Source organism: Pseudomonas sp. MF09150 (genome assembly GCF_059862355.1).
In genome coordinates, this window is the sequence record NZ_JCBCUS010000005.1 from 508,059 (window position 1) to 533,873 (window position 25,815).

Genomic DNA, 25,815 nt, shown 5'->3' on the forward strand with positions numbered 1-25,815 from the left:
TCACCATGAGTATCAACCTGACACTGCAACTGGCCTCCGGCCAATCTCTCCAGGGCGCGCCCCTGGAACTGCTGTCCAACGGCGTAGCGATTGCCCGCGCGCAGGTGGCCGCCGACGGCAAAGTGACGTTCGACACCCCAGCCCACGAGGGCCAACTGGCCGTGAGGGTCGACCGCTCGATTCTGCAAAGCGCTTGATCCGCTGAAAAGCATCGCGGGCAAGGCCGCCCCCTACAACCGGTAGGGGGCGAGCTTGCCCGCGATGTCATTGCGCCCGAAGCTTGATCAGCGGCGCCTGCTGGAGAAACGGCCTAGCCGCGCTGCGCTTCTGCCTCCTCGTGGGCATGACGCAGGCGTTCGCGGCTGTTGGTCAGGTGCAAACGCATCGCCGCACGGGCTGCATCCGAATCCTGGCGGGCGATGGCCTCATAAATCTCTTCATGCTCGCGGCTCAGGCGCCCCATGTAGTGCTTCTGGTCATCGTGGGCCAGGCGCGCCGAGTTGAGCCGGGTCCGCGGAATGATGCTGGTACCCAGGTGGGTCATGATGTCGGTGAAATAGCGGTTGCCGGTGGACAGCGCGATTTGCAGGTGAAACTGGAAGTCAGAGGCGACAGCATCGCTGTCATGGGCTGCGCTTTCATTCAACGCATCCAGTGCCGCGCGCATGGCGGCCAGTTGCTCATCGCTGCGACGCAGTGCGGCGAGCCCTGCCGACTCCACTTCCAGGCTGATGCGCAGCTCGAGGATCGCCAGCACGTCACGCAGGGTGACCACGGTGGCCGGGTCGATTCGAAAACCGCTGGGGCTTGGGGTGTCCAGAACAAAGGTACCGATACCGTGGCGGGTTTCCACCTGCCCCGCCGCCTGCAAGCGGGAGATCGCCTCGCGGACCACGGTCCGGCTGACGCCGTGGGCTTCCATGATCGCCGACTCGGTCGGCAACTTGTCACCGCGCTTGAGCAGCCCATCACGGATCTGTTCGGACAGCACCGTGACCAGCTCCTGCGCCAGGCTACGGCGCTTGCGGGGTAGGCGGGGCGCGGTGTTGAGGTTTTCCATGGTGGGCATCTTTTTAGGCAACTGAGAACGCATCATAGCTCAGCTTAGTTGTACGATCACCGTCCAGCGTAAACCCTGTCTTATTCGACAGGAAAAAGGACAGCCGTTGAGGTCAAGCACGCCGGCCAGCACCTGGGTGCCGACCGGCGCAGGCGATGCTAGGCCAGCACCGACTGTTCGATCAGTTGTCCGTGCTCGATCCGGATGTGCCGAGGATGGAAGCGCTTGAGGCTGCTGCGGTGACCAACGCTGACAATGCTCAAGCCTGGCAGTTGATCAATCAGCGCCTGGTAGAGCGTCGCCTCGTCTTCTTCGTCCATGGCGGATGTGGCTTCGTCCATGTACAGCCAGGTCGGCGCATAGAGCAATGCACGGGCAAAGGCCAGGCGCTGCTGCTCGCCGGGAGACAACATGCGCTGCCAGTGATTGCTTTCGTCCAGGCGTGATACCAGGTGCGGCAGGCGGCAGGTTTCCAACACTTGCACGTAGCGTTCGTGAGGGTAGGTGTCGCCCGACTGTGGATAACTCAAGGCTTCACGCAGGCTACCAATGGGCAAGTAAGGTTTTTGCGGTAAAAACAGATAACGCTGGTCCGGCATGCGAATACTGCCGTGACCCGCAGGCCACAAGCGCCCCATCGCCCGCAACAACGTGCTTTTGCCACTGCCGGAACGACCGCTGAGCATCAGGCGCTCGCCGGGGGCAACGCTCATTTCGGCCCCTTCCAGCAGGTTGCGGCCATCTGCCAAGTCCAGCCCAAGGTCATGCACCTTCAGCTCGCCGCCTTCGTTTTGCACATCGATGGCCGGGGTGCGCTCTTCGTTTTCGCTCATGGCCTGGCGGAAGCTCAACAGACGATCACAGGTCGCGCGCCACGCGGCCAGGTCGGAGTACGCCGAAATAAACCAGCTGAAGTTCTCCTGCACATTGCCGAACGCCGAGTTGATTTGCATCAGCTCACCCAGCTCGATCTTCCCAGCGAAGTAACGCGGGGCTGCGACGATAAACGGGAAGATGACGGCAATCTGGCCATAGCCGGCGGTGAAGAAGGTCAGACGCTTGGAGACCTTCATGATGTCCCAGAAGTTGTGCCAGACCATGCCGAAGCGTGCGCTCAGGCGCCGGTTCTCGTTGCTCTCGCCGTTGTACAGGGCAATGCTCTCGGCGTTTTCACGAACTCGGACCATGGAGAAACGCAGGTCGGCTTCAAACCGTTGTTGATTGTTGTTGAGGCCGATCAGGCGTCGACCGATCAGGTGCGTCAGCCAACTGCCGACGGCGGCGTATACCAGCGCGCACCAGAACATATAGCCGGGAATGGTGTAGCCGTAGACCTCGATGCTGCCCGAAACGCCCCAGAGGATGATGGAAAACGACACCAGGCTGACCACCGTGCGGATCAGTCCCAGGCCAAGGCTCAGGGTATTGCTGGTGAAGCTGTTGAGGTCTTCGGAAATCCGCTGGTCCGGGTTGTCGGTGTAACCGCCCTGCTCCAGCTGGTAGTAGTTTTTATTGCCGAGCCAGCGGGCGAAGTGTTTCTCGGTCAGCCAGGCCCGCCAGCGAATGGTCAGCATCTGGGTCAGGTAAAGGCGATACACCGCACCGAGAATCGCCACGGCGGCAATCCCGCAGAAATACAGGATCAGGTGCCAGAACGCCGCTTCGTCCTTCTTTTGCAGGGCGTTGTAGAAATCCTTGTACCAACTGTTGATCCACACCGAGATCGCCACGCTGAACAGCGACAGGGCGATCACTGCAATCAGCAGCAACCAGGCCTTGCCCTTCTCCTCGCTGCGCCAGTATGGCGTGACCATCGCCCAGACCCGTCGGAAAAACTGCCCGCGCACAGTATCGTTGACCGCGGAATATTCAGCGTTCTGATTCATCGTTGTGGCTCGGTAGGGAAGGGGCAAGCTCTGAGCCGATCATAGTTGATCGGCTGGCTTTTTCACGATGCCTTGCGGACATTCGTTCAGGCGCGGTTCAGCGGCGTACCGGGCGCTTCTGCAACTTGCGCTGCAAGGTGCGCCGATGCATGCCCAGGGCGCGGGCAGTGGCGGAGATGTTGCCTTCATGCTCGGTCAGCACACGCTGGATGTGCTCCCACTGCAGGCGGTCCACCGACATCGGGTTTTCCGGCACCAGGGTGTCCAGGTCGGCGTGTTCGGAGAGCAGCGCGGCCAGCACATCGTCGGCATCCGCCGGCTTGCACAGGTAATTGCAGGCACCGCGCTTGATCGCCTCGACAGCGGTGGCGATGCTCGAATAGCCGGTCAGGATCAGCACGCGCATTTCCGGATCCAGCTCAAGTAGCTTGGGCAGCAGCACCAGGCCGGAGTCGCCGTCCATTTTCAGGTCCAGCGCGGCATAGTCCGGCAAGTCCTGCTGGGCGATGGTCAGGCCTTCTTCGGCAGAACCTGCGGTGCTGACGCGAAAACCGCGACGGCTCATGGCGCGGGCCATTACGCGGGTAAAAGTAGCGTCGTCGTCCACCAGCAATAGATGCGGCAGCTCTTCGCCTTCGACTTGGGGTTCGTCACTCATCTTGGTCTCCTCGGGCGACACGGGGCAGGCGCAGCTCGGTAAGCGTGCCACCTTCCTCATGACTGTAGAGTTTCACTGAGCCACCGGCGCGGGTCACGCTGGCCTTGCTCAAAAACAGGCCCAGGCCGAAACCTTTGCCCTTGGTGGTAAAAAACGGCTTGCCGATCTGCTCGGCGATGGCCAAGGGTACGCCGGGACCGTGATCACGAATACTGATGGTCAGGTTTTCCTCGTCCCAGTCCAGGCGGACTTCCAGCCCTTCGGGGCAGGCATCGGCGGCATTGTTCAGCAGATTGAGCAAGGCCTGGGTCAGGTCCGGCGGCGGCGCCAGGCGCGGCACCGGTCCCTGGCCCAGCAGCAGGAAGCGATAACTGGCTTCGGGGCGCATCAGGTGCCAGCGGTTCAAGGCTTCATCCAGCCACTGGGTGACTTCCTGCATCTCCACCGCCAGGCGCCGGTTGGCTTCGGCGGCGCGCACCAGTTGCTGCAGGGTTTCCTTGCACAGCTTGACCTGGTCCTGGAGCACGCTCAGGTCGTCCTGCAACAGCGGATCGGGATGGTCCTGGCGCATTTCCTTGAGCAACACGCTCATGGTCGCCAACGGTGTACCCAACTCATGGGCGGCACCGGCGGCCTGGGTGGCCACGGCCAGCAATTGCTGGTCCCGCAGGCCCTCTTCACGACGGATCGCCCGCAGCTCTTCCTGGCGGCGCAACTCTTCGGCCATGCGCGCGGCGAAAAAGGTGATCACCGCCGCGGCCAGGGCAAAACTCAGCCACATGCCGTAGATCTGCAGGTTTTCCCGGGCGATGGGGAAGGTCTGCAGCGGGTAGAACTGCGCCAGCAGCAGGGTGTACATGGTCAGCGCGATACCGGAGAGAATCACCGAGTAACGCCATGGCAGGGTCACGGCGGCGATGGTCAGCGGCACCAGGTAATAGGAGACGAAAGGGTTGGTCGACCCCCCCGAGAAATACAGCAGCGCGCTGTGGATAAACAGGTCGCAGGCCAGCTGCACCGCGTACTCCAGCTCAGTGACCGGCCATGAGGTACGCAGCCGAATCGCCGTGAAGGCGCAGAGGATCATCGAAAAACCGAGGGTCACCGCCAGTTGCAGCCAGGGCAGCGGCAGCAGGTCAAACCAGTAGGCAAGCCCCACCGAACCGGCCTGGGCAGCCAGGACCAGGGTGCGGATAAAGGTCAGGCGCCAGAGGTTCTGGCGAGTGGCGGAAAGCAATTGTACGGGGGCGAGCATGAGCTCTCCTGATGAGCGCTCCAGGCGGATCGCGACGAGTATAACCAAGCAGCACGCCCCGCAGGCAAAACTGCGGCAAAGCGTCACAGAAAAGCAGTGGCAAGCGCCAAGTTTTAAGCTACAAGCCTAGGGTTTCTCAACTGGCAGCCTGGCGCTTGAAACTTGCCGCTGCCCAATACTGTCTGATGGTTTCACGCAGGAACGGGACCGTCACCTGTGGACCGTACTCAAGGAGTTTTCATGCATACATTCAGTCGCAGCGCCGCCCTTCTCGCCCTCAGCATCGGCTCCATCACCAGCCTGCCGGCGCTGGCCGCCGATGAACTGCATTACAACCAGATCGCCCTGCGCGCCGAAGTCAGCCAGGAGGTGGCGCGCGACCTGATGATCGTCACCCTGTACAGCGAAGCCCAGGATGCCGATCCAGCCAAGCTGGCGGCGCAGATCACCACCACCATGAACAAGGCCCTGGGCCAGGCTCGTCAGGTCAAGGACATCACCTTGCGCCAGGGCAGCCGCAACAGCTACCCGATCTATGACACCAAGGGCCAGAAAATCACTGGCTGGCGCGAGCGCGCTGAATTGCGCCTGGAAAGCTCGGACTTCGCCGCCCTGTCCAAGCTCACCGGCGAGATGCTCGGCGACCTGAAAATGGCCGGCATGGACTTCGCCATCGCCGACCCGACCCGCAAGACCAGCGAAGACGCCCTGCTCAAGGACGCGGTCAACGCCTTCAAGGCCCGCGCCCAACTGGCCACCGACGCCCTGGGCGGCAAGGGTTACAAAATCGTCAACCTGAACCTCAACAGCAACGGTTATCCACAGCCGTACATGCGCGCACCGATGATGATGAAAGCAGCCAGCATGGATTCGGCGCCGGTGACCCCGGAAGTCGAGGCCGGCACCAGCCAGGTCAGCATGACCGCCGATGGCTCGATTGAAGTCTTGATGCAATAAGCGGTTGCCGGACCTGCCGCCCGGCGGGTCCGGCTCACCACACAAGCCGCCTGCGGCTCGGGCGGCTTACTGCAGCTTGCGCATGATATTGCTGAGCCGAGCCTGGCTGGCCAGGGTGCAGCCCATGGCGAAATCAGATTCCAGCATCTGGCGCTCCATCGCGTTGCGGCACACCTCGAGCACCGCGCTCAACGCGTCGGGATTCAGCCCGTACCAATAAATCAGTTTCACTCGGTAGGGTGCCTGGTTGAAGCGTTCCAGACGCTCCTGCCGCTCTTTTTCCTCAGACCGCTGCCGCAGCGTCATGGCAGCCAGATTCGCGTTGTTGCACCAGCTGTAATGCGGTTTGTTCTTGACCGAGTCGCACGCCCGAAGCGTGCTGAATAGGCGAGAAGTGTCCTCAAGAAACCACGCAACGGGCGGCGACTTCTCTTCACTGCAACCTGCCAGCAGCAGGCACCCAGCCACCATCCACCCTCTAACACCCATGATCCTGCCTGCCCCTGTCCCTTTGACGAAAAATGCCTGCCCCGGCCGTGATCAGCAAACCGGTCTATCCATAACCTGGCAGCGTCCAGCTCCCCTTTTCCCCCTTGCTCCCTGGGAGCGCGCAACTTTACTAGGCTTGGTCTGGAATAACGACGCGGTTGTTTTGGTTATGAGCTGCTAACCAACCCGCTGTTTCTGATTCAACCCGGCAGCGGTAATCTCATGCCTGCCTTTTTCGCCCTGGCCGCTCTGGCCCGTCATCACTAGGGGACTTCATGGACACGATTGCCTTTAAACCGCTGCTGCTCGCCGCCAGCCTGCTGGCCTGTGCGCCCCTGGCCCAGGCCGCCTCGACCCTGGTCTATTGCTCGGAAGCCAGCCCGGCCGGCTTTGACCCGAGCCAATACACCAGCGGCACCGACTTCGACGCCTCGGCCGAGACCGTGTTCAACCGCCTGACCCAGTTCAAGCGCGGCGCAACCGAGGTCGAGCCGGGCCTGGCCACCTCCTGGGATGTGTCCAAGGACGGCCTGAGCTACACCTTTCACCTGCGCGAAGGGGTGAAATTCCACAGCACCGACTACTTCACCCCCAGCCGCGACTTCAACGCCGACGACGTGCTGTTTACCTTTCAGCGCCTGCTCGACCCTGAAAACCCGTTCCGCAAGGCCTACCCCTCGGAGTCGCCGTACTTCACCGACATGGGCCTGAACACCACGATCAAGAGCATCGACAAGGTCGACGAGCACAGCGTGCGCTTCAGCCTGAACAACGTCGACGCCGCCTTTGTGCAAAACCTGGCCATGAGTTTTGCCTCGATCCAGTCCGCCGAATACGCCGCGCAGTTGCTCAAGCAGGGCAAGGCCGCCGACCTCAACCAGAAACCGATCGGCACCGGGCCATTCGTGTTCAAGCGCTATCAGAAGGATTCGCAGATTCGCTTCACCGGCAACACCGCCTACTGGAAACCCGAGGACGTGAAGCTCGACAACCTGATCTTCTCGATCACCCCCGACGCTGCGGTACGTTTGCAGAAGCTCAAGGCCGGTGAATGCCAGGTCAGCGGTTACCCGCGCCCGGCCGATATCGAAGTGATGGAAAAAGACCCCAACCTGCGGGTGCTCCAGCAGCCCGGCTTCAACCTCGGGTTTCTCGCCTACAACGTGACCCACCCACCGCTGGACCAGCTCAAGGTGCGCCAGGCCCTGGACATGGCCATCGACAAGCCGGCCATCATCAAGGCGGTGTACCAGAGCGCCGGGCAACTGGCGCAGAACGCCCTGCCACCCGCGCAATGGTCATTCGACCCGAACATCAAGGACGCGCCCCACGACCCGGCCAAGGCCCGCGCCCTGCTCAAGGAAGCCGGAGTGGCACCGGGTACGACCCTCAACTTGTGGGCCATGACCGTGCAGCGGGCGTCCAATCCCAATGCGCGGATGTCGGCACAAATGATCCAGGAGGACTGGGCCAAGGTCGGGATCAAGGCCAATATCGTCAGCTATGAATGGGGCGAGTACATCAAGCGCGCCAAGAACGGCGAGCACGACGTGATGATCTACGGCTGGACCGGCGACAACGGCGACCCGGACAACTGGCTCGGCGTGCTCTACAGCTGCGCAGCGGTCAAAGGCAGCAATTACGCCAAATGGTGCGACCCGGCCTACGACCAGTTAGTGCAAAAGGCCAAGCTGAGCAGCGATCGTGACGAACGCATCAAGCTCTACCAGCAGGCGCAACTGATCCTCAAACAGCAAATGCCGATCACTCCGATCGCCAACTCCACGGTGTTCCAGCCGCTGCGCAAGGAAGTGCAGGACTTCAAGATCAGCCCGTTCGGCCTCACGCCGTTCTATGGCGTCAGCCTGAATAAATAACCCTCGAGCGTGAACCAACCGGGTGCGTCAGACGCCCCGGTTGTGCTGTTTTGGCCGTAAAAACAGCAAAAATTGCCTGCGCAAACGATCAAATGCGTCAAATTTTATACATATGCGACATTCATGTACGTTCGTTCCACTGTTTAAGACCTGCGGCAGTTCTGCATCTTGCATTGGGTATGAGGCCTGCATAAGTATCGGCAGGTCGACTCACGAGGTCGTCCTCTAACCAAAAATGACAACAAATCATGAGGCCACCATGCTTAAACACGCGGTCATTCCGTTTTTAGTCGGCGCAGGCTTGCTTGCCAGCGCACCCTTCGCCCACGCGGCCACTAACCTGGTGTTCTGCTCTGAAGGGAGCCCGGCCGGTTTCGACCCAGGCCAGTACACCACCGGAACCGACTTCGATGCCTCGGCAGAAACCATCTACAACCGCCTCAGCCAGTTCGAACGTGGCGGCACCGCCGTCGTTCCGGGCCTCGCCACCAGCTGGGATATCTCCGACGACGGCCTGACCTACACCTTCCATCTGCGCGAAGGGGTCAAATTCCACACCACGCCGTACTTCACCCCGACCCGAACCTTCAACGCCGACGACGTGCTCTTCACCTTCAACCGCATGATCGACAAGGACATGCCGTTCCGTAAGGCCTACCCCACCGAATTCCCTTACTTCACCGACATGGGGATGGACACCAACATCACCCAGGTCGAGAAGATCGACGACAAGACGGTCAAGTTCCACCTCAAGAGCGTCGACGCCGCCTTTATCCAGAACATCGCCATGAGCTTCGCTTCGGTGCAGTCCGCCGAGTACGCCGACAAGCTGCTCAAGGAAGGCAAGGCCAGCGACCTCAACCAGAAGCCGATCGGCACCGGGCCGTTCGTGTTCAAGAGCTACCAGAAAGACTCCAACATCCGTTACACCGGCAACAAGGACTACTGGAAGCCTGAAGACGTGAAGATCGACAACCTGATCTTCGCCATCACCACCGACCCGTCGGTGCGAGTCCAGAAGCTGAAGAAAAACGAATGCCAGGTCACCCTCTCTCCGCGTCCGGCCGACCTCAAGGCACTCAAGGAAGACAAAGACCTGAAGATGCCGGAGCAGGCAGGCTTCAACCTGGGCTATGTGGCCTACAACGTGATGCCGGTACTCAAGGGCGGCACCGAACCCAATCCGCTGGCCAACCTTAAGGTGCGCCAGGCCATGGACATATCGGTGAACAAAGCCCAGATCATCGACTCGGTCTACCAGGGCGCCGGCCAGTTGGCGGTCAACGCCATGCCGCCGACCCAATGGTCCTATGACACCACCATCAAGGACGCCAAGTACGACCCCGAGAGGGCCAAGCAACTGCTCAAGGAGGCCGGCATCAAGGAAGGCACCCAGATCACCCTGTGGGCCATGCCGGTACAGCGTCCCTACAACCCGAACGCCAAGCTGATGGCGGAAATGCTGCAATCCGACTGGGGCAAGATCGGTCTTAAAGTGAACATCGTCAGCTACGAGTGGGGCGAGTACATCAAGCGCTCCAAAGGCGGCGAGCAGCAGGCGATGATCATCGGCTGGAGCGGCGACAACGGTGACCCGGACAACTGGCTCGGCACCCTGTTCGGTTGCGACGCCATGAACGGCAACAACTTCTCCAAGTGGTGCGACAAGCCCTATGACGCACTGATCAAGCAAGCCAAGGCCACGCCGGATGTGGCCAAGCGCACCGAGCTGTACAAGCAGGCGCAACACATCATCAAAGACCAGGTTCCAATGACACCTATCGCACACTCGACGGTGTTTCAACCGATGCGCAACTCCGTGCAGGACTTCAAGATCAGCCCGTTCGGCTTGAACTCCTTCTACGGTGTCAGCATCAGCAAATAAGGCCCGGTGGCGACGTTCAAGGACGTCGCCACCAGCCCTGCCACGTCACGGGTCACCCGCCATCTCCGGAATCGCTGCTCTTTTCAGGCAGCAGACTGCGGGATTTTCAGCGGTTTCCTACGAGACGTTAAGGCTCCCGCGCATTTACGGCTTCGCCGATGACCTCTACCGTCAAGGCTGGGTGAATCTGTATCCGTGAGCCGGCGTTTGCTGCAAGCGATGGTTGAATATCAATGACGCGTCCACGTTCCAGGAAGGAGCTATTGCGCATTGATCACACACATAAAAAGGAGAGGCACCGTCATGCGTCATACCCTGGTTTTATCGGCACTGCTCGGCACCAGCCTGCTGGCCGCCAGCACCATCAGCCTGGCCGCAGGCAACAACCTGGTGTTCTGCTCGGAAGGCAGCCCGGCAGGCTTCGATACCGCGCAGTACACCACCGCCACCGACAACGATGCCGCCGAACCGCTGTACAACCGGTTGGTGGAGTTTGAAAAAGGCGCCACCACCGTGGTGCCCGGGCTGGCCACGCGCTGGGATATTTCCCCGGACGGCCTGACCTACACCTTCCACCTGCGTGAGGGGGTGAAGTTCCACACCACCCCGTACTTCACACCCAGCCGCACCTTCAATGCCGACGACGTGCTGTTCACCTTCAACCGCATGCTCGATAGCGAGCACCCATTCCGCAAGGCCTACCCCACCGAGTTTCCCTACTTCGACGGGATGAGCCTGAACAAGAACATCGCCAAGGTCGAGAAGACCGGGCCGCTGACCGTGGTCATGACCCTGAACTCGGTGGACGCCGCGTTCATCCAGAACATCGCCATGAGCTTTGCCGCGATCCTCTCCGCCGAATACGCCGAGCAATTGCTCAAGACCGGCAAGCCCAACGAGATCAACCAGAAGCCGATCGGCACCGGGCCCTTCGTGTTCCAGCGCTACCAGAAAGACTCGCAAATCCGCTACGCCGGCAACAAACACTACTGGGACCCGAGCCGGGTCAAGCTCGACAACCTGATCTTCGCCATCAACACCGACGCCTCGGTGCGGGTGCAGAAGCTCAAGGCCGGCGAGTGCCAGGTCACCCTGCACCCGCGCCCCGCCGATGTGGCCGCGCTCAAGCAGGACCCGAAACTGCAATTGATCGAAAAGCCCGGGTTCAACCTCGGCTATATCGCCTACAACGTGCGCCACAAACCGTTCGACCAGCTCGAAGTGCGCCAGGCGCTGGACATGGCGGTGAACAAGGCCAGCATCCTCAACGCGGTGTATCAGGGCGCGGGGCAACTGGCGGTCAATGGCATGCCGCCAACCCAGTGGTCCTACGACGAGAGCATCAAGGATGCTGCCTACAATCCGGAAAAAGCCCGTGAGCTGCTCAAGGCCGCCGGGGTCAAGGAAGGCACCGAAATCACCCTCTGGGCCATGCCCGTGCAGCGTCCCTACAACCCCAACGCCAAGCTGATGGCCGAGATGCTTCAGGCCGACTGGGCGCAGATCGGGCTCAAGGTGAAAATCGTCAGCTACGAATGGGGCGAGTACATCAAGCGCACCAAGAACGGCGAGCATGACATCAGCCTGATCGGCTGGACCGGCGACAACGGTGACCCGGACAACTGGCTCGGTACCCTCTATAGCTGTGACGCCATTGGCGGCAACAACTACTCCATGTGGTGCGACCCGGCCTACGACACGCTGATCAAGCAGGCCAAGCTGATCACCGACCGCGAGCAACGCAGCGTGCTCTACAAACAGGCCCAGCAGTTGCTCAAGCAGCAGGTGCCGATCACGCCTGTCGCCCACTCGACGGTCAACCAGCCGTTGAGCGCCAAAGTCGAAGGGTTCAAGGTCAGCCCCTTCGGCCGTAACGTGTTCTCGGGCGTCAGCCTCGACCAATAACTGAAAACCCAAAGCCTGGGGGCGTTATTCGCCCTCATGCAGGCCTGTTGCCTGAATTCGGCTAACGCGGCTGATGCAAACGTTTGCGATGACCTGAATGAGTTCCAAACCGATAGCCGGATCACTGAAGACCGGCACATAAAAAGCAAAGGAGCCTCACCGATGAAACCAAGCAAGATTGCATTATTGGCCCTGGCTATCAGCAGCGTCAGCGCTGTGGGCCATGCCGAAACCGTCAGCCAGCAATTCGTGCCGACCACGCTCAGCGACACCAGCGCCCAGGCCGAAAGCAAAGGGTTCGTCGAAGGGCAGAGCCTTTCGGGCACCACCCGCAACTGGTACGCCAACGAGTTGCGCCGCCGCGATGATCGCTTCTCCTACAACCACAACAACGTGGCGACCCCGACCGCGCGCCGTATCAACTGGGTCCAGGGCACCATCCTCAACTACAGCTCGGGCTTTACCCAGGGCACCGTCGGTTTCAGCACCGAAGTCGCGGTCTACAACGCGATTGCCCTGGACCGTGACCGCAAGGACATCGCCGGCCCGAACAACCGTACCCTGACCCATGCCGACGGCGACGCAGTGGGCCAGTGGAGCAAGCTCGGCCTGGCCAACGTCAAGGCACGGATTTCCAACACCACCCTGACCGCCGGGCGCCAGAACGTCAGCACGCCAGTGGTCGACGTCATCGGTAACCGGCCACTGCCCTCCAGCTTCCAGGGGGTGAGCTTGCACAGCGAAGAATTCAACAACCTGTCGTTCGACCTCGGGACCTACGACCGCGTATCGCCACGCTCCGAGCAGAGCGTGACCAAGTTCGTCTCCGAGTATCAGCAACGGGCAGAGACCGACCACGTCAATATCGCCGGCCTCAACTACCAACCCACCAAAAGCCTGAAGACCAGCCTCTACGGCAGCCACGTCGAAGACTTCTGGAACCAGTACTACTTCGGCGCCACCCACCAACTGGGTGACAGCTCGGTGTTGAGCCTGACCACCGGCCTCAACTACTACAAGACCACCGACAGCGGCAAAGCCAAGATCGGCGGCATCGACAACGACACCTACAGCCTGTCCCTGGGGCTGACCCACCAGGCCCATACCCTGACGTTCTCCTACCAGGAAGTGAACGGCGACGAATACTTCGACTACCTGCACGACACCAACGGCATCTACCTGGCCAACTCCCTGCTGTCGGACTTCAACGCCCCGAACGAGAAATCGTTCCAGATCGCCTATGGCCTCGACCTGGCCCAATACGGCGTACCGGGTCTCAAGTTCAACGTATACAGCGCGCGTGGCTGGGGTATCGATGGTACGAACTACAAGTACACCGGCATCGGCTATGGCACATCGGGTAAATCGCGCAGCGACCTGCGCCTGATGGACGGCGAGAAGCACCAGGAGTACGGCGTCGGCGCTTCATATGCGGTGCAGAGCGGCCCGCTCAAGGCCACCGCGATCCGCGCGACCTACACCACGCACCGCGCCAGCTCCGAACAACCCGACGGCAACCTCAACGAGTTCCGCCTGGTGACCACCATTCCATTCAACATTCTCTAGGCCGCCAGTCGGAGGGCGGACTCAGGAAGAGTCCGCCATTCAAGCTAATCTGGTTCAACTGATTGCAGAGGGTTCCTGATGAAATTGCTTCCCCTGAAAGCGGCCATCGCCGCCGCCCTGCTGACCCTTGCCACAAGCGCCTGGGCCAAGCCCCTCGTGGTCTGTACCGAAGCCAGCCCGGAAGGCTTCGATATCGTCCAGTTCACCACCGCAGTCACCGCCGATGCGGCGGCAGAAACCCTGTTCAACCGTTTGGTGGACTTCAAGCCCGGCACCGTAGACATCCAGCCCGCCCTGGCCGAGTCCTGGGAGATCAGCCCGGATGGGCTGCGCTACACCTTTCACCTGCGCCAAGGGGTGAAGTTCCACAGCACCGATTACTTCAAGCCGACCCGCCCCCTGAACGCCGACGATGTGCTCTGGAGTTTCCAGCGCCAGCTGGACCCGAAACATCCCTGGCATGACAAATCCAGCGTGGGTTTCCCCTACTTCGAGAGCATGGGCTTCAAAGAGCTGCTCAAGAGCGTCGAGAAAGTCGACGAGCACACCGTGGTCTTCACCCTGACCCGGCGTGAATCGCCCTTTCTCGCCGACATTGCCATGGCCTTTGCTTCGATCTACCCGGCCGAATACGCCGACCAGTTGCTCAAGGCCGGCAAAACCGCCGAGCTCAACAGCAAACCGATCGGCACCGGGCCCTTCGTCTTCAACCGTTACGCCAAGGATGCCCAGGTCCGGTTCAAGGCCAACCCGGAGTACTTCCGTGGTACGCCCCCGGCTGATCCGCTGATTTTCGCCATCACCACCGACAACAACGTGCGCCTGCAAAAGCTCAAGGCCAACGAATGCCAGATCGCCCTCTACCCCAAGCCCGATGACATCCCCAGCATCAAGACCAATCCCAACCTCAAGCTCGCCGAGCTGGCGGCGATGATCACCAGCTACACCGCGATGAACACCACCCGCCCTTATATCAGCGATGTCCGGGTACGCAAGGCCATCGATATCGCCTTCGACAAACAGGCCTACGTCGACAGCCTGTACGGCAAGGACAACGCCATACTCGGCACCGGGCCTTACCCGCCGACCCTGCTAGGCTTCAACCGGAGCCTGACAAACCCGGCGCGCGACCTCGACAAGGCCCGGGCGCTGCTTAAGGAAGCCGGGGTTCCCGAAGGCACCGTGCTGACCCTGTTCACCCGCAACGGCGGCGGCCCGACCAACCCCAATCCGTTGCTGGGCGCGCAGATGATGCAGTCCGACCTGGCCCAGATCGGACTCAAGCTCGACATCCGCGTCATGGAATGGGGAGAGATGCTCAAACGGGCCAAGAATGGCGAACACGATCTGGTGACGGCCGGCTGGGCTGGCGACAACGGCGACCCGGATAACTTCGTCACACCGAACTTGAGTTGTGATGCGGCGAAAAACGGCGAAAACTACGCCCGCTGGTGCAACAAGGCCTTTCAAGCGTTGATCGATCAGGCCCGTGCCGACACCGAACCGACGCAACGCGCGGCACTCTATGAAAAAGCCCAGCTGGTTTTCGCTGAAGACCAACCCTGGATTCCCACGGCCTATCCAAAAATGTTCACGGCCATGCGCAAGAACGTCGAGGGTTACCACCAGAACCCGTTGACCAATAACAACTTCGCCACGACCCAGGTGAAGTAGAAATGAACCTGTTCACGCTCCAGCAAGCGACGCCCGGCCATGTTTGACGCGACATGAGCCCAGCGCAGCAGATCGTGACCAGGTTCTAAGAAACGCCTGGCCCCCTTGACCCCAAGGAGGCCGGGCACGCCTAACCGGCTGATGAGGTACTCCAGAAGATGTTTAGTTTTATCGCCCGCCGTGTGGGGTTGTTGATCCCCACCTTCTTCGGCATCACCTTGCTGACGTTTGCCCTGATTCGCATGATTCCCGGCGACCCCGTGGAAGTCATGATGGGCGAACGCCGGGTCGACCCCGAGATGCATGCCCAGGCAATGGAGCGCCTTGGCCTGAACAAACCGCTGTACGCCCAGTACCTGGACTACATCGGCAAACTGGCCCATGGCGACCTGGGCGAGTCCCTGCGCACCCGCACCAGTGTCTGGACCGAGTTCACCTCGCTGTTCCCGGCGACCCTGGAGCTGTCCATGGCCGCCCTGCTGTTCGCCGGCATCCTCGGCCTGCTGGCCGGGGTGATCGCGGCCTTGAAACGAGGGTCCCTGTTCGACCATGGGGTCATGGGCATCTCCCTGGCCGGGTACTCGATGCCGATCTTCTGGTGGGGCCTGATCCTGATCATGTTCTTCTCGGTCAGCCTGGGCTGGACCCCGGTTTCCGGGCGCATCGACCTGCTCTACGACATCGAGCCGAAAACCGGCTTCATGCTGATCGACACGCTGCTGGCCGATGACACGGGGGCCTTCTTCGACGCCCTGCATCACCTGATCTTGCCGGCCATCGTGCTCGGCACCATTCCCCTGGCGGTGATCGCGCGGATGACCCGCTCCTCGATGCTCGAAGTGCTGCGCGAAGACTACATTCGCACGGCCCGGGCCAAAGGCCTGTCGCCAGCACGGGTGGTGTTTGTCCATGGCCTGCGCAACGCGCTGATTCCGGTGCTGACGGTGGTCGGCCTGCAAGTCGGCACACTGCTGGCCGGCGCGGTCCTGACCGAGACCATCTTCTCCTGGCCCGGGGTCGGCAAGTGGCTGATCGAAGCCATCGGTGCCCGGGATTACCCCGTGGTGCAAAACGGCATCCTGTTAATTGCCTGCCTGGTGATTCTGGTCAACTTCGTGGTGGATATCCTCTACGGCTTTGCCAACCCACGCATCCGCCACCAGCGCTGAGATCAAGACCTATGAGCACTCCAACCTCCTCGGTAGCAGTCGATCAAAGCCTGCTCTACCCCTCCCCGTACAAAGAGTTCTGGCACGCTTTCTCGCGCAACAAAGGCGCCGTGGCCGGGCTGCTGTTCATGCTGCTGATCATTTTTTGTGCAATCTTCGCCCCCTGGGTCGCGCCCCATAACCCCAGCGAGCAATACCGCGACTTCCTGCTGACCCCGCCGGCCTGGCTCGAAGGCGGGCAACTGCAGTTCCTGCTGGGCACTGACGAACTGGGGCGTGACCTGCTGTCACGGCTGATCCAGGGGTCGCGGCTGTCGCTGATCATCGGCTTGTCGTCGGTGGTCATGTCGCTGATCCCGGGGGTGATGCTGGGCCTGTTCGCCGGGTTCTTCCCGCGCCTGCTGGGCCCGACCATCATGCGTCTGATGGACATCATGCTGGCCCTGCCTTCGCTGCTGCTGGCGGTGGCGATTGTCGCCATCCTCGGCCCTGGCCTGATCAACACCGTGATCGCCATCGCCATCGTGTCCCTGCCGTCTTATGTGCGCCTGACCCGCGCCGCAGTGATGGGCGAGTTGAACCGCGACTACGTGACCGCCGCGCGCCTGGCCGGTGCCGGCCTGCCGCGCCTGATGTTCATCACCGTGCTGCCCAATTGCATGGCACCGCTGATCGTGCAGGCGACCCTGAGCTTTTCCTCGGCGATTCTCGATGCCGCCGCCCTGGGCTTCCTCGGCCTCGGCGTACAACCGCCGACCCCGGAGTGGGGCACCATGCTGGCCTCGGCCCGCGACTATATCGAGCGCGCCTGGTGGGTCGTCAGCCTGCCCGGCCTGACCATTTTGCTCAGCGTGCTGGCAATCAACCTGATGGGCGACGGCCTGCGCGATGCGCTGGACCCGAAACTCAAAAACGCCGCCTGAGGAGATTCCCATGTCACTGCTAGAAATCAAGAATCTCAACGTGCGCTTCGGCGACGCCAAGGCCGTCCCCGTGGTCGATGGCCTCGACCTGAGCGTGGACAAGGGCGAAGTCCTGGCCATCGTCGGCGAATCGGGCTCCGGAAAGTCGGTGACCATGATGGCGCTGATGGGGCTGATTGAGCACCCGGGCATCGTCACCGCCGACGCCTTGCACTTCGACGGCAAGGACATGCTCAAGCTCAGCGCGCGGCAACGCCGACAGATTGTCGGCAAGGACCTGGCCATGGTCTTCCAGGACCCGATGACTGCGCTGAACCCGAGCTACACCGTGGGCTTCCAGATCGAGGAAGTGCTGCGCCTGCACCTGAAAATGTCGAGCAAGGCGGCCCGCAAGCGTGCCATCGAGCTGCTGGAAAAAGTCGAAATCCCCGGCGCCGCCAGCCGCATGAACGCCTACCCCCATCAACTGTCTGGCGGCATGAGCCAGCGCGTGGCAATCGCCATGGCCATTGCCGGCGAGCCCAAGCTGCTGATTGCCGACGAGCCGACCACGGCCCTGGACGTGACCATTCAGGCGCAGATCATGGACCTGCTGCTCAACCTGCAACGGGAACAGAACATGGGCCTGGTGCTGATCACCCACGACCTCGCGGTGGTGGCCGAAACCGCCCAGCGGGTGTGCGTGATGTACGCCGGCCAGGCGGTGGAAGTCGGCCAGGTGCCGGAGCTGTTCGACATTCCCGCTCACCCCTACAGCGAAGCGTTGCTGGCGGCGATTCCCGAACACAGCATGGGCGCGGCGCGTCTCTCGACTCTGCCGGGCATTGTCCCCGGGCGGTATGACCGGCCCCAGGGCTGCCTGCTGTCGCCGCGCTGCCCGTACGTGCAGGACCACTGCCGGCAGCAACGCCCAGGCCTGGACCCGAAAGCCGCCAGCCTCGCCCGTTGCTTCTACCCGCTGAATCAGGAGGTGGCGTAATGGCCGTCGTTCTTACCGCCCGCGACCTGACCCGTCACTACGAAGTGTCCCGTGGCCTGTTCAAGGGCACCGCCCTGGTGCGCGCGCTCAATGGGGTGTCGTTCGAACTCGAAGCCGGCAAGACCCTGGCCGTGGTGGGCGAGTCCGGCTGCGGCAAGTCGACCCTGGCCCGCGCCCTGACTCTGATCGAAGAGCCCTCCTCCGGCTCGTTGAAAATCGCCGGACAGGAAGTGGCCGGGGCCGACAAGGCGCAGCGCAAGCAATTGCGCAAAGACGTGCAGATGGTGTTCCAGAGCCCGTACGCGTCGCTCAATCCACGGCAGAAGGTCGGTGACCAACTGGCCGAACCGCTGCTGATCAACACCAAGCTGTCTGCCGCCGAGCGCCGCGAAAAAGTCCAGGCGATGATGAAACAGGTCGGGCTGCGCCCCGAGCATTACCAGCGCTACCCCCATATGTTTTCTGGCGGCCAGCGCCAGCGCATCGCCCTGGCTCGGGCCATGATGCTGCAACCCAAGGTGCTGGTGGCGGACGAACCGACCTCGGCCCTCGACGTGTCGATCCAGGCCCAGGTGCTCAACCTGTTCATGGACCTGCAGCAGGAGTTCAACACCGCCTACGTGTTTATCTCCCACAACCTGGCGGTGGTGCGGCACGTCGCCGACCAGGTAATGGTGATGTACCTCGGCCGGCCGGTGGAAATGGGTCCCAAGGAGGAGATCTACAGCAGGCCTCTGCACCCATACACCCAGGCCCTGCTCTCGGCCACGCCGACCATTCACCCGGATCCGGACAAACCGAAAATCAAGATCGTCGGCGAGTTGCCCAACCCGCTGAACCCGCCCTCCGGCTGCGCCTTCCACAAACGCTGCCCGTACGCCACTGAACTGTGCAGTACCGAGGAGCCGGCCTTGCGCCTCCTCGACAACCGCCAGGTCGCTTGCCACTACGCCGAACAGTTTCTCGGCTGAGCCACAAAAAAACGCCCCCGGAATCAATCCGGGGGCGCCGGTTTCGCTCAAACCTCCCAGGGCATGGGTGCATAGCACCCGCAGCCAGGGAGGCGTCTATCTGTCAGCTGTCGTTATCGCCGTCATCATCGCTGTCAGGATCCGGGTCGTCGGTGGTCGAATCATCATCGCCCTTGCTCCCGCCCTGCCCCTGATCCCCGGCTTCCGAGTCGGACTTGGCCAGCATCAGCGCACTGCCATGGGGGCTTTTTGCCGCCCACGCGCCAGGTTCCTGCTGCACTCCGGCATGGGCCCAGGCCGCCGAAGTCCCCACCGATAACAGCACCAGCACTTTGATCAACAACACCACGCGTTGAAAGATGCTCATGACCGATCCCATCCGTTCGTAGGTGCACCATTGATGGCCACAGGCCTTGAGTCTTCGGGCCTGTGGCACTGCTGTAAACTAGTCGTGATGGATGGGGTTTTCCAGATGAGCCACCCGGAAGCCGCCACATGGGTAGATTGCTTTCGACTAGGTCCTACAGCCAGTGGTTATGTACGCCGACCTGGCGCCACTCCCACCAATCCGTCACCCATGAAAAAGCCCCGCTGGGTCAACAGCGGGGCTTTGGGGTGCGGCAGTGTTAGTGGTGTTCGCGGGTGGCGCGGAATTTCACGTCCGGCCAGCGCTCTTCCATCAGTGCCAGGTTGACCCGGGTCGGGGCCAGGTAGGTCAGGTGACCGCCGCCGTCGATAGCCAGGTTTTCCACGGCCTTGTTGGAGAATTCCTCCAGCTTCTTCTTGTCGCTGCACTCGATCCAGCGCGCGGAGTACACGGTGATCGGCTCGTAGGAGCACTCGACCTTGTATTCCTCTTTCAGGCGGCTGGCGACCACATCGAACTGCAGCACACCGACGGCGCCGAGGATGATGTCGTTGCTGCGCTCCGGGAAGAACACCTGGGTCGCGCCCTCTTCGGCCAGCTGTTGCAGGCCCTGGCGCAGTTGCTTGGATTTGAGCGGATCCTTCAGGCGCACGCGACGGAACAGTTCCGGGGCGAAGTGCGGGATGCCGGTGAAACCCAAGGCCTCGCCTTCGGTAAAGGTGTCGCCGATCTGGATCGTGCCGTGGTTGTGCAGGCCGATGATGTCGCCAGCGAAGGCTTCTTCCAGTTGCTCACGCTCGGAGGAGAAGAAGGTCAGGGCGTCGCCGATGCGCACGTCCTTGCCGGTACGCACATGGCGCATCTTCATGCCTTTCTCGTACTTGCCGGAGCAGATACGCATAAAGGCGATACGGTCGCGGTGTTTCGGGTCCATGTTCGCCTGGATCTTGAACACGAAGCCGGCAAATTTCTCTTCAACCGGTTCCACGGTGCGCTCGTTGGCGACCCGGGCCAGAGGCTTGGGAGCCCAATCGACCACGGCGTCGAGCACGTGATCGACCCCGAAGTTACCCAGGGCCGTACCGAAGAACACCGGGGTCAACTGGCCGTCGAGGAATTCCTGCTGGTTGAATTCGTGGCAAGCGCCCTGCACCAGTTCCAACTGTTCGACGAAGCGGTCGTACTCGTCGCCCAGGTGAGCCCGTGCTTCATCGGAATCGAGCTTCTCGATGATTTTCACTTCGGTGCGTTCGTGGCCGTGGCCAGCGGTGTAGACAATGATGTAGTCGTCGGCCAGGTGGTACACACCCTTGAAGTCGCGGTAGCAACCAATCGGCCAGGTGATCGGCGCGGCCTTGATCTTCAGGACTGCTTCGATTTCATCGAGCAGCTCGATCGGGTCGCGGATGTCGCGGTCGAGTTTGTTGATAAAGCTGACGATCGGCGTATCGCGCAGGCGGCAGACGTCCATCAGGGCGATGGTCCGTGGCTCAACGCCCTTACCGCCGTCGAGCACCATCAGCGCCGAGTCGACCGCGGTCAGGGTGCGGTAGGTGTCTTCCGAGAAGTCTTCGTGGCCCGGGGTGTCGAGCAGGTTGATCATGTGTTCGCGATAAGGGAACTGCATGACCGAGGTCGTGATGGAAATCCCGCGCTGTTTCTCCATCTCCATCCAGTCGGAAGTGGCATGACGGTCGGACTTACGCGACTTCACGGTACCGGCGACCGCAATCGCCTTGCCCATCAGCAACAGCTTCTCGGTGATGGTGGTTTTACCCGCATCCGGGTGGGAAATAATGGCGAAAGTGCGGCGTTTCGCGACTTCGGCGGCCTGTTTGGTCATGGGAAATCGCCTGGCGGTGATTCAAAAAAGGGCGGCGAGTATAGCGTAAAGCAAGCCTTCCAGGCCACCGCTCGGCCTGCCGTCGACGCCGCTGTAGCCGCGGCCGCAGGCTGCACTGTCCGGACCAGACGCCAACATACATTCGAGGCAGTGGAGGCGGTTTCGAGGGACAGCACAGCCGGAGGCAGCGGCTACAAGAGAGGGTTTGGGCGGGGACCGTTGGGCAATTGGCGATGGCTAAATGCTGTCAACTATGGAACCTTTTAAAAGGTGCAGACGTCCACTCCCCTGCTACACGCTTTCATCAGGGGCTGAAATATCAGCAAGTTAGCCTGACGAGGCTGCGCTCATGGCTCGACCTCATGCCGTTTTGCCGGCATTGGCGAGCTGCTTTTCGCGACCACATTCACCGGCAGCCAGGAATGGCAATGCCGCCCGGAAATGTGTGCGCCGACTGACATAAAGGAGTCCGCCTGTGGCTATTCGCTATGGCAAAGGGCTGATAGGAGGAGCGGTTGTCGTCGCTCTCCTGGCCCTGCTGGTCCACTGGATCGGCATCAATACCATCGAAATGTACCGCGACGATTTGTTGTTCTACCTGCAAGCTCATTTGATTCTGGTCCTGGTGTCGATGCTCGCTGCCCTGGTGGTAGGCATCCCGGCCGGCATTTACCTCAGCCGCCCGCACATGGTGGGACGCGCTGAACGCTTCATGCAGATCTTCAACATCGGCAACACCGTCCCTCCTCTGGCCGTACTGGCCATCGCCCTGGGGATTCTCGGCATCGGCAGCGGCCCCGCTATCTTTGCCCTGTTCCTCGCCTCCCTGCTGCCGATCGTGCGCAACACCTACGAAGGCCTGAAAAACGTCCAGGGCTCGCTCAAGGAAGCCGCCGTCGGCATCGGCATGACCCCGGGCCAAGTGCTGTGGAAAGTCGAATTGCCCAATGCAGTACCGATCATCATCGGCGGCGTGCGCGTGGCCCTGGCGATCAACGTCGGTACCGCGCCGCTGGCCTTCCTGATTGGCGCCAACAGCCTGGGCAGCCTGATTTTCCCGGGGATCGCCCTGAACAATCAGCCGCAACTGCTACTGGGAGCGGCCTGTACCGCACTGCTGGCACTGCTGCTTGACGGCATCGTGACCATGGCCAGCCGCCTCTGGCTGGAACGCGGTCTGCGCCCGTCTTAATCGCCAGGCCGAGCAAAGGAATCCTTATGAAAAAGCTAAGTTTGATACTGGGCTGCGTCCTGCTGTTCGCAGGCGTCGCCCAAGCGGCTGAAAAGCCGGTGATCCGCATCGGCGCCCGGGTCTTCACCGAGCAGACGCTGCTCGCGGAAATCACCTCGCAGTACCTGCGCACCAAGGGTTATGACACCCGTGTCACCGGCGGTCTGGGCAGCAACCTGGCGCGCAGCGCCCAGGAAAGTGGCCAACTGGACCTGATCTGGGAATACACCGGCGTGTCGCTGGTGGCCTACAACCACGTCGACGAGAAACTCGACAGCGAACAGTCCTACGCCCGGGTCAAGGAACTCGATGCGAAAAAAGGCCTGGTCTGGCTTTCTCCGTCGAAATTCAGCAACACCTACGCCCTGGCGCTGCCAGAGAACGTGGCCAAGGAATTCCCGCAGATCAACAGCATCAGCGACCTGACCGCTGCGCTGGCCGAAAAGACTACGGAAAACCGCCTGGTGGCCCTGGACACCGAGTTCGCCAACCGCTCCGACGGCATGGCCGGCATGGTCAAGCTGTACGAGATGAACCTGACCCGCAAAAACACCCGGCAGATGGACGCCGGCCTGGTCTACACCGCCCTGCGCAATGGCCAGGTGTTTGCCGGTCTGGTCTACACCACCGACGGGCGCCTCAACGCGTTCAAGCTGAAGCTGCTGGAAGACGACAAGCATTACTTCCCCGACTACACCGCAGCGCCGGTGGTGCGTCAGGTCTATCTCGACGCCCACCCGCAACTCGCCGCGGAGCTCAAGCCGCTGGCCGCCCTGTTCGACGACGAAACCATGCGCCAGCTGAATGCACGGGTCGACGTCGACCATGAAAGCCCGTCCGCCGTGGCCGCAGATTTCCTGCGCCAACACCCGATCACCCAATAAAGAGGAGAAGACATGGAATTTCTGAACGCCTTTTCCCATCTTGACTGGACACAGGTGCTGCACCTGACCTGGCAGCACATCACCCTGGTGGGCATCGCCGTGATCCTGGCCATCGTGGTCGGCGTGCCCCTGGGCGTGCTGATGACCCGTTTCCCGACCCTGGCCGGCCCGCTGCAAGCCAGCGCCACGGTGTTGCTGACGGTGCCGTCCATCGCCCTGTTCGGCCTGCTGCTGCCGTTCTACTCCAAGTTCGGCCAGGGCCTGGGACCGATGCCGGCGATCACCGCGGTGTTCCTCTACTCCCTGCTGCCCATCATGCGTAACACCTACCTGGCCCTGACCGGGGTCGAACCCGGCATCCGCGAAGCGGCCAAGGGCATCGGCATGACCTTCGGCCAGCGCCTGCGCATGGTCGAACTGCCCATCGCCGTACCGGTGATCCTCGCCGGGGTGCGCACCGCCGTGGTGATGAACATCGGCGTGATGACCATCGCCGCCACCATCGGCGCCGGCGGCCTGGGTGTACTTATTCTGGCTTCCATCAGCCGCAGCGATATGTCGATGCTGATCGTCGGCGCCGTGCTGGTCAGTCTCCTGGCCATCTTCGCCGACCTGCTCCTGCAATGGCTGCAACGCACGCTGACTCCAAAAGGACTGCTCAAATGATCGAACTTCAAAACCTGACCAAGACCTTCCAAAGCAACGGCAAGACCATCACCGCCGTTGATTCCGTGAGCCTGACCGTCAACGAAGGCGAAATTTGCGTATTCCTCGGCCCGTCGGGCTGCGGTAAAAGCACCACGCTGAAAATGATCAACCGCCTGATCAAGCCGACCTCGGGCAAGATCCTGATCAACGGCGAAGACACCACCGACCTGGATGAAGTGACCCTGCGTCGCAACATCGGCTACGTGATCCAGCAGATCGGCCTGTTCCCCAACATGACCATCGAAGAAAACATCGTGGTCGTGCCCAAGCTGCTGGGCTGGGACAAGCAGAAATGCCATGACCGCGCCCGCGAGCTGATGAGCATGATCAAGCTCGAACCCAAGCAGTACCTGCACCGCTACCCGCGTGAACTCTCGGGTGGCCAGCAGCAACGGATCGGCGTGATCCGCGCCCTGGCGGCCGATGCGCCGCTGCTGTTGATGGACGAGCCGTTCGGTGCGGTCGACCCGATCAACCGCGAGATGATCCAGAACGAGTTCTTCGAGATGCAGCGTGCGCTGAACAAGACCGTGATCATGGTCAGCCACGACATCGACGAAGCGATCAAGCTGGGGGACAAGATTGCGATCTTCCGTGCCGGCAAGCTGCTGCAGATCGACCATCCGGACACCTTGCTGGCGCACCCGGCGGACGAGTTCGTGAGCAACTTCGTCGGCCAGGACAGCACCCTCAAGCGCCTGCTGCTGGTCAAGGCCGAGGACGCGGCGGACAACGCGCCGTCAGTCAGCCCGGAAACCCCGGTGGCCGATGCCCTGGAGCTGATGGACGAACACGACCGCCGCTACGTGGTGGTGACCGACGGCGAGAACAAAGCCATGGGTTACGTGCGTCGCCGCGACCTGCACCGCCAGACCGGCACCTGTGCCCAATACCTGCGCGAGTTCAACGCCACCGCGGCCTATGACGAACACCTGCGCATCCTGTTGTCGCGGATGTACGAGTTCAACCGTTCGTGGTTGCCGGTGATGGACGCTGATCGCGTGTTCCTGGGTGAAGTGACCCAGGAGTCGATTGCCGCTTATCTGAGTTCGGGGCGATCACGCGGGATGAAGACCAATATCGTCTCGCCGGCTGAGGCTGTAGTCGCGTAAAAATACAAAAACGGTGGGAGCGGGCTTGCTCGCGAAAGCGAAATGTCACTCAGCAATGATGTGACTGTAAAAATGCCTTCGCGAACAAGCCCCCTGCCATAGGCCTCGTGCAACTTCATCGGCACTCGCAGCCGGAAAAAAATATCAACAGCGCCACCCGTAAAAACAGACCGACCGTACTGTGCAAAACAGCCAAAATACGCCTCACGCCACCCTCTCGCCGCCAACGTCGCCGATGTTGACGCCATCACACTTGCCTGCGACTTAGCGCACAAAAGCTTCGAACGTGCAGGTATTTTTAACACTGGAAAAATCCTGGGGAACATCTGTCCGTCATCTCGGTCGGCTACAAAGGGTGATATCGATTACGCATGTCAGACGCGTGCAAAAACGCGACATTTTTAGTTGATCTCAGG

At 61.4% G+C, this 25,815-nt stretch carries 22 protein-coding genes; 15 read left to right on the top strand and 7 right to left on the bottom strand.

From position 1 onward, the window contains the following. The first annotated feature begins 5 nt into the window (after positions 1-5). Complete coding sequence (locus AC19YX_RS21300) at positions 6-197, top strand: hypothetical protein (protein WP_500606927.1); 192 nt, start codon at positions 6-8, stop codon at positions 195-197. A 113-nt stretch (positions 198-310) separates the two neighbouring features. Here the strand turns inward: AC19YX_RS21300 and AC19YX_RS21305 are convergent, their stop codons facing one another. The 4 genes from AC19YX_RS21305 to AC19YX_RS21320 all read right to left on the bottom strand — a co-directional run bounded on the left by AC19YX_RS21305 (position 311) and on the right by AC19YX_RS21320 (position 4,859). Next, positions 311-1,060 (bottom strand): FadR/GntR family transcriptional regulator, encoded by a 750-nt coding sequence (locus AC19YX_RS21305; RefSeq protein WP_078469823.1) that lies wholly within the window; start codon positions 1,058-1,060, stop codon positions 311-313. Between the two features lie 158 nt (positions 1,061-1,218). Then, a complete protein-coding gene (locus AC19YX_RS21310) occupies positions 1,219-2,946 on the bottom strand; it encodes an ABC transporter ATP-binding protein/permease (protein WP_201129446.1) in 1,728 nt (575 codons plus the stop codon). A 97-nt stretch (positions 2,947-3,043) separates the two neighbouring features. Then, on the bottom strand, positions 3,044-3,604 hold the full coding sequence (locus tag AC19YX_RS21315; RefSeq protein WP_020297106.1) for a response regulator transcription factor: 561 nt from the start codon (positions 3,602-3,604) through the stop codon (positions 3,044-3,046). After that, positions 3,597-4,859, bottom strand: a complete 1,263-nt coding sequence (locus tag AC19YX_RS21320) for an ATP-binding protein (RefSeq protein ID WP_020297105.1) — start codon at positions 4,857-4,859, stop codon at positions 3,597-3,599. The genes AC19YX_RS21315 and AC19YX_RS21320 overlap by 8 nt, the downstream gene beginning before the upstream one ends. A gap of 240 nt (positions 4,860-5,099) precedes the next feature. Here AC19YX_RS21320 and AC19YX_RS21325 point away from each other — a divergent pair, with 240 nt between their 5' ends. Next, entirely contained in the window at positions 5,100-5,816 is a 717-nt protein-coding gene (locus AC19YX_RS21325) for an SIMPL domain-containing protein (RefSeq protein WP_500606928.1), read from the top strand. 66 nt (positions 5,817-5,882) lie between these two features. On the opposite strand, the gene AC19YX_RS21330 is transcribed toward AC19YX_RS21325, so the two are convergent. Then, complete coding sequence (locus AC19YX_RS21330) at positions 5,883-6,287, bottom strand: hypothetical protein (protein WP_078469820.1); 405 nt, start codon at positions 6,285-6,287, stop codon at positions 5,883-5,885. A gap of 293 nt (positions 6,288-6,580) precedes the next feature. Between AC19YX_RS21330 and AC19YX_RS21335 the strand changes: the two genes are divergently transcribed. From AC19YX_RS21335 to AC19YX_RS21375, 9 genes are all read left to right on the top strand, one after another. Continuing rightward, positions 6,581-8,182, top strand: coding sequence for an ABC transporter substrate-binding protein (locus tag AC19YX_RS21335; protein ID WP_500606929.1), 1,602 nt, complete (start codon positions 6,581-6,583; stop codon positions 8,180-8,182). A gap of 259 nt (positions 8,183-8,441) precedes the next feature. Then, a complete protein-coding gene (locus AC19YX_RS21340; RefSeq protein ID WP_500606930.1) occupies positions 8,442-10,067 on the top strand; it encodes an ABC transporter substrate-binding protein in 1,626 nt (541 codons plus the stop codon). A 303-nt stretch (positions 10,068-10,370) separates the two neighbouring features. Further along, entirely contained in the window at positions 10,371-11,972 is a 1,602-nt protein-coding gene (locus tag AC19YX_RS21345) for an ABC transporter substrate-binding protein (protein ID WP_500606931.1), read from the top strand. Positions 11,973-12,134: 162 nt separating this feature from the next. Further along, entirely contained in the window at positions 12,135-13,538 is a 1,404-nt protein-coding gene (locus AC19YX_RS21350) for an OprD family porin (RefSeq protein WP_500606932.1), read from the top strand. A 78-nt stretch (positions 13,539-13,616) separates the two neighbouring features. After that, positions 13,617-15,212: an ABC transporter substrate-binding protein gene (locus AC19YX_RS21355; RefSeq protein ID WP_500606933.1), complete on the top strand. Its 1,596-nt coding sequence runs from the start codon at positions 13,617-13,619 to the stop codon at positions 15,210-15,212. 158 nt (positions 15,213-15,370) lie between these two features. After that, positions 15,371-16,381 (top strand): ABC transporter permease subunit, encoded by a 1,011-nt coding sequence (locus AC19YX_RS21360; RefSeq protein WP_078469814.1) that lies wholly within the window; start codon positions 15,371-15,373, stop codon positions 16,379-16,381. Positions 16,382-16,392: 11 nt separating this feature from the next. Then, positions 16,393-17,304: an ABC transporter permease subunit gene (locus AC19YX_RS21365; RefSeq protein WP_078469813.1), complete on the top strand. Its 912-nt coding sequence runs from the start codon at positions 16,393-16,395 to the stop codon at positions 17,302-17,304. A 10-nt stretch (positions 17,305-17,314) separates the two neighbouring features. Next, a complete protein-coding gene (locus AC19YX_RS21370; protein ID WP_421548050.1) occupies positions 17,315-18,283 on the top strand; it encodes an ABC transporter ATP-binding protein in 969 nt (322 codons plus the stop codon). Continuing rightward, complete coding sequence (locus AC19YX_RS21375; RefSeq protein ID WP_078469811.1) at positions 18,283-19,254, top strand: peptide ABC transporter ATP-binding protein; 972 nt, start codon at positions 18,283-18,285, stop codon at positions 19,252-19,254. The genes AC19YX_RS21370 and AC19YX_RS21375 overlap by 1 nt, the downstream gene beginning before the upstream one ends. Positions 19,255-19,357: 103 nt before the next feature. Here the strand turns inward: AC19YX_RS21375 and AC19YX_RS21380 are convergent, their stop codons facing one another. After that, positions 19,358-19,621 carry a hypothetical protein gene (locus AC19YX_RS21380; RefSeq protein ID WP_500606934.1) on the bottom strand — a complete coding sequence of 88 codons (264 nt, stop codon included), beginning with the start codon at positions 19,619-19,621 and terminating at the stop codon, positions 19,358-19,360. A gap of 259 nt (positions 19,622-19,880) precedes the next feature. Then, positions 19,881-21,464 carry a peptide chain release factor 3 gene (locus AC19YX_RS21385; RefSeq protein ID WP_078469809.1) on the bottom strand — a complete coding sequence of 528 codons (1,584 nt, stop codon included), beginning with the start codon at positions 21,462-21,464 and terminating at the stop codon, positions 19,881-19,883. Positions 21,465-21,939: 475 nt separating this feature from the next. On the opposite strand from AC19YX_RS21385, the gene AC19YX_RS21390 reads away from it, so the two are divergent. The 4 genes from AC19YX_RS21390 to AC19YX_RS21405 are packed head-to-tail and all read left to right on the top strand — an operon-like array spanning position 21,940 to position 25,399. After that, positions 21,940-22,656 carry an ABC transporter permease subunit gene (locus AC19YX_RS21390; protein WP_201129440.1) on the top strand — a complete coding sequence of 239 codons (717 nt, stop codon included), beginning with the start codon at positions 21,940-21,942 and terminating at the stop codon, positions 22,654-22,656. 26 nt (positions 22,657-22,682) lie between these two features. Further along, the gene (locus AC19YX_RS21395; RefSeq protein ID WP_500606935.1) at positions 22,683-23,579 is read left to right on the top strand and encodes a glycine betaine ABC transporter substrate-binding protein; all 897 of its coding nucleotides are present in this window, start codon (positions 22,683-22,685) and stop codon (positions 23,577-23,579) included. Positions 23,580-23,591: 12 nt separating this feature from the next. After that, positions 23,592-24,245, top strand: a complete 654-nt coding sequence (locus AC19YX_RS21400) for an ABC transporter permease (protein WP_078469806.1) — start codon at positions 23,592-23,594, stop codon at positions 24,243-24,245. Beyond that, positions 24,242-25,399 (top strand): osmoprotectant ABC transporter ATP-binding protein OsmV, encoded by a 1,158-nt coding sequence (locus AC19YX_RS21405; RefSeq protein WP_078469805.1) that lies wholly within the window; start codon positions 24,242-24,244, stop codon positions 25,397-25,399. The genes AC19YX_RS21400 and AC19YX_RS21405 overlap by 4 nt, the downstream gene beginning before the upstream one ends. The last annotated feature ends 416 nt before the right edge of the window (positions 25,400-25,815 follow it).

Coding starts and splice junctions, on each gene's coding strand:
- AC19YX_RS21355 (WP_500606933.1), top strand. CDS start 13,617: ATGAAATTGCTTCCCCTGAAAGCGGCCATCGCCGCCGCCCTGCTGACC.
- AC19YX_RS21375 (WP_078469811.1), top strand. CDS start 18,283: ATGGCCGTCGTTCTTACCGCCCGCGACCTGACCCGTCACTACGAAGTG.
- AC19YX_RS21405 (WP_078469805.1), top strand. CDS start 24,242: ATGATCGAACTTCAAAACCTGACCAAGACCTTCCAAAGCAACGGCAAG.
- AC19YX_RS21305 (WP_078469823.1), bottom strand. CDS start 1,060: ATGGAAAACCTCAACACCGCGCCCCGCCTACCCCGCAAGCGCCGTAGC.
- AC19YX_RS21320 (WP_020297105.1), bottom strand. CDS start 4,859: ATGCTCGCCCCCGTACAATTGCTTTCCGCCACTCGCCAGAACCTCTGG.
- AC19YX_RS21365 (WP_078469813.1), top strand. CDS start 16,393: ATGAGCACTCCAACCTCCTCGGTAGCAGTCGATCAAAGCCTGCTCTAC.
- AC19YX_RS21395 (WP_500606935.1), top strand. CDS start 22,683: ATGAAAAAGCTAAGTTTGATACTGGGCTGCGTCCTGCTGTTCGCAGGC.
- AC19YX_RS21400 (WP_078469806.1), top strand. CDS start 23,592: ATGGAATTTCTGAACGCCTTTTCCCATCTTGACTGGACACAGGTGCTG.
- AC19YX_RS21360 (WP_078469814.1), top strand. CDS start 15,371: ATGTTTAGTTTTATCGCCCGCCGTGTGGGGTTGTTGATCCCCACCTTC.
- AC19YX_RS21350 (WP_500606932.1), top strand. CDS start 12,135: ATGAAACCAAGCAAGATTGCATTATTGGCCCTGGCTATCAGCAGCGTC.
- AC19YX_RS21345 (WP_500606931.1), top strand. CDS start 10,371: ATGCGTCATACCCTGGTTTTATCGGCACTGCTCGGCACCAGCCTGCTG.
- AC19YX_RS21330 (WP_078469820.1), bottom strand. CDS start 6,287: ATGGTGGCTGGGTGCCTGCTGCTGGCAGGTTGCAGTGAAGAGAAGTCG.
- AC19YX_RS21380 (WP_500606934.1), bottom strand. CDS start 19,621: ATGAGCATCTTTCAACGCGTGGTGTTGTTGATCAAAGTGCTGGTGCTG.
- AC19YX_RS21385 (WP_078469809.1), bottom strand. CDS start 21,464: ATGACCAAACAGGCCGCCGAAGTCGCGAAACGCCGCACTTTCGCCATT.
- AC19YX_RS21315 (WP_020297106.1), bottom strand. CDS start 3,604: ATGAGTGACGAACCCCAAGTCGAAGGCGAAGAGCTGCCGCATCTATTG.
- AC19YX_RS21370 (WP_421548050.1), top strand. CDS start 17,315: ATGTCACTGCTAGAAATCAAGAATCTCAACGTGCGCTTCGGCGACGCC.
- AC19YX_RS21310 (WP_201129446.1), bottom strand. CDS start 2,946: ATGAATCAGAACGCTGAATATTCCGCGGTCAACGATACTGTGCGCGGG.
- AC19YX_RS21300 (WP_500606927.1), top strand. CDS start 6: ATGAGTATCAACCTGACACTGCAACTGGCCTCCGGCCAATCTCTCCAG.
- AC19YX_RS21340 (WP_500606930.1), top strand. CDS start 8,442: ATGCTTAAACACGCGGTCATTCCGTTTTTAGTCGGCGCAGGCTTGCTT.
- AC19YX_RS21335 (WP_500606929.1), top strand. CDS start 6,581: ATGGACACGATTGCCTTTAAACCGCTGCTGCTCGCCGCCAGCCTGCTG.
- AC19YX_RS21325 (WP_500606928.1), top strand. CDS start 5,100: ATGCATACATTCAGTCGCAGCGCCGCCCTTCTCGCCCTCAGCATCGGC.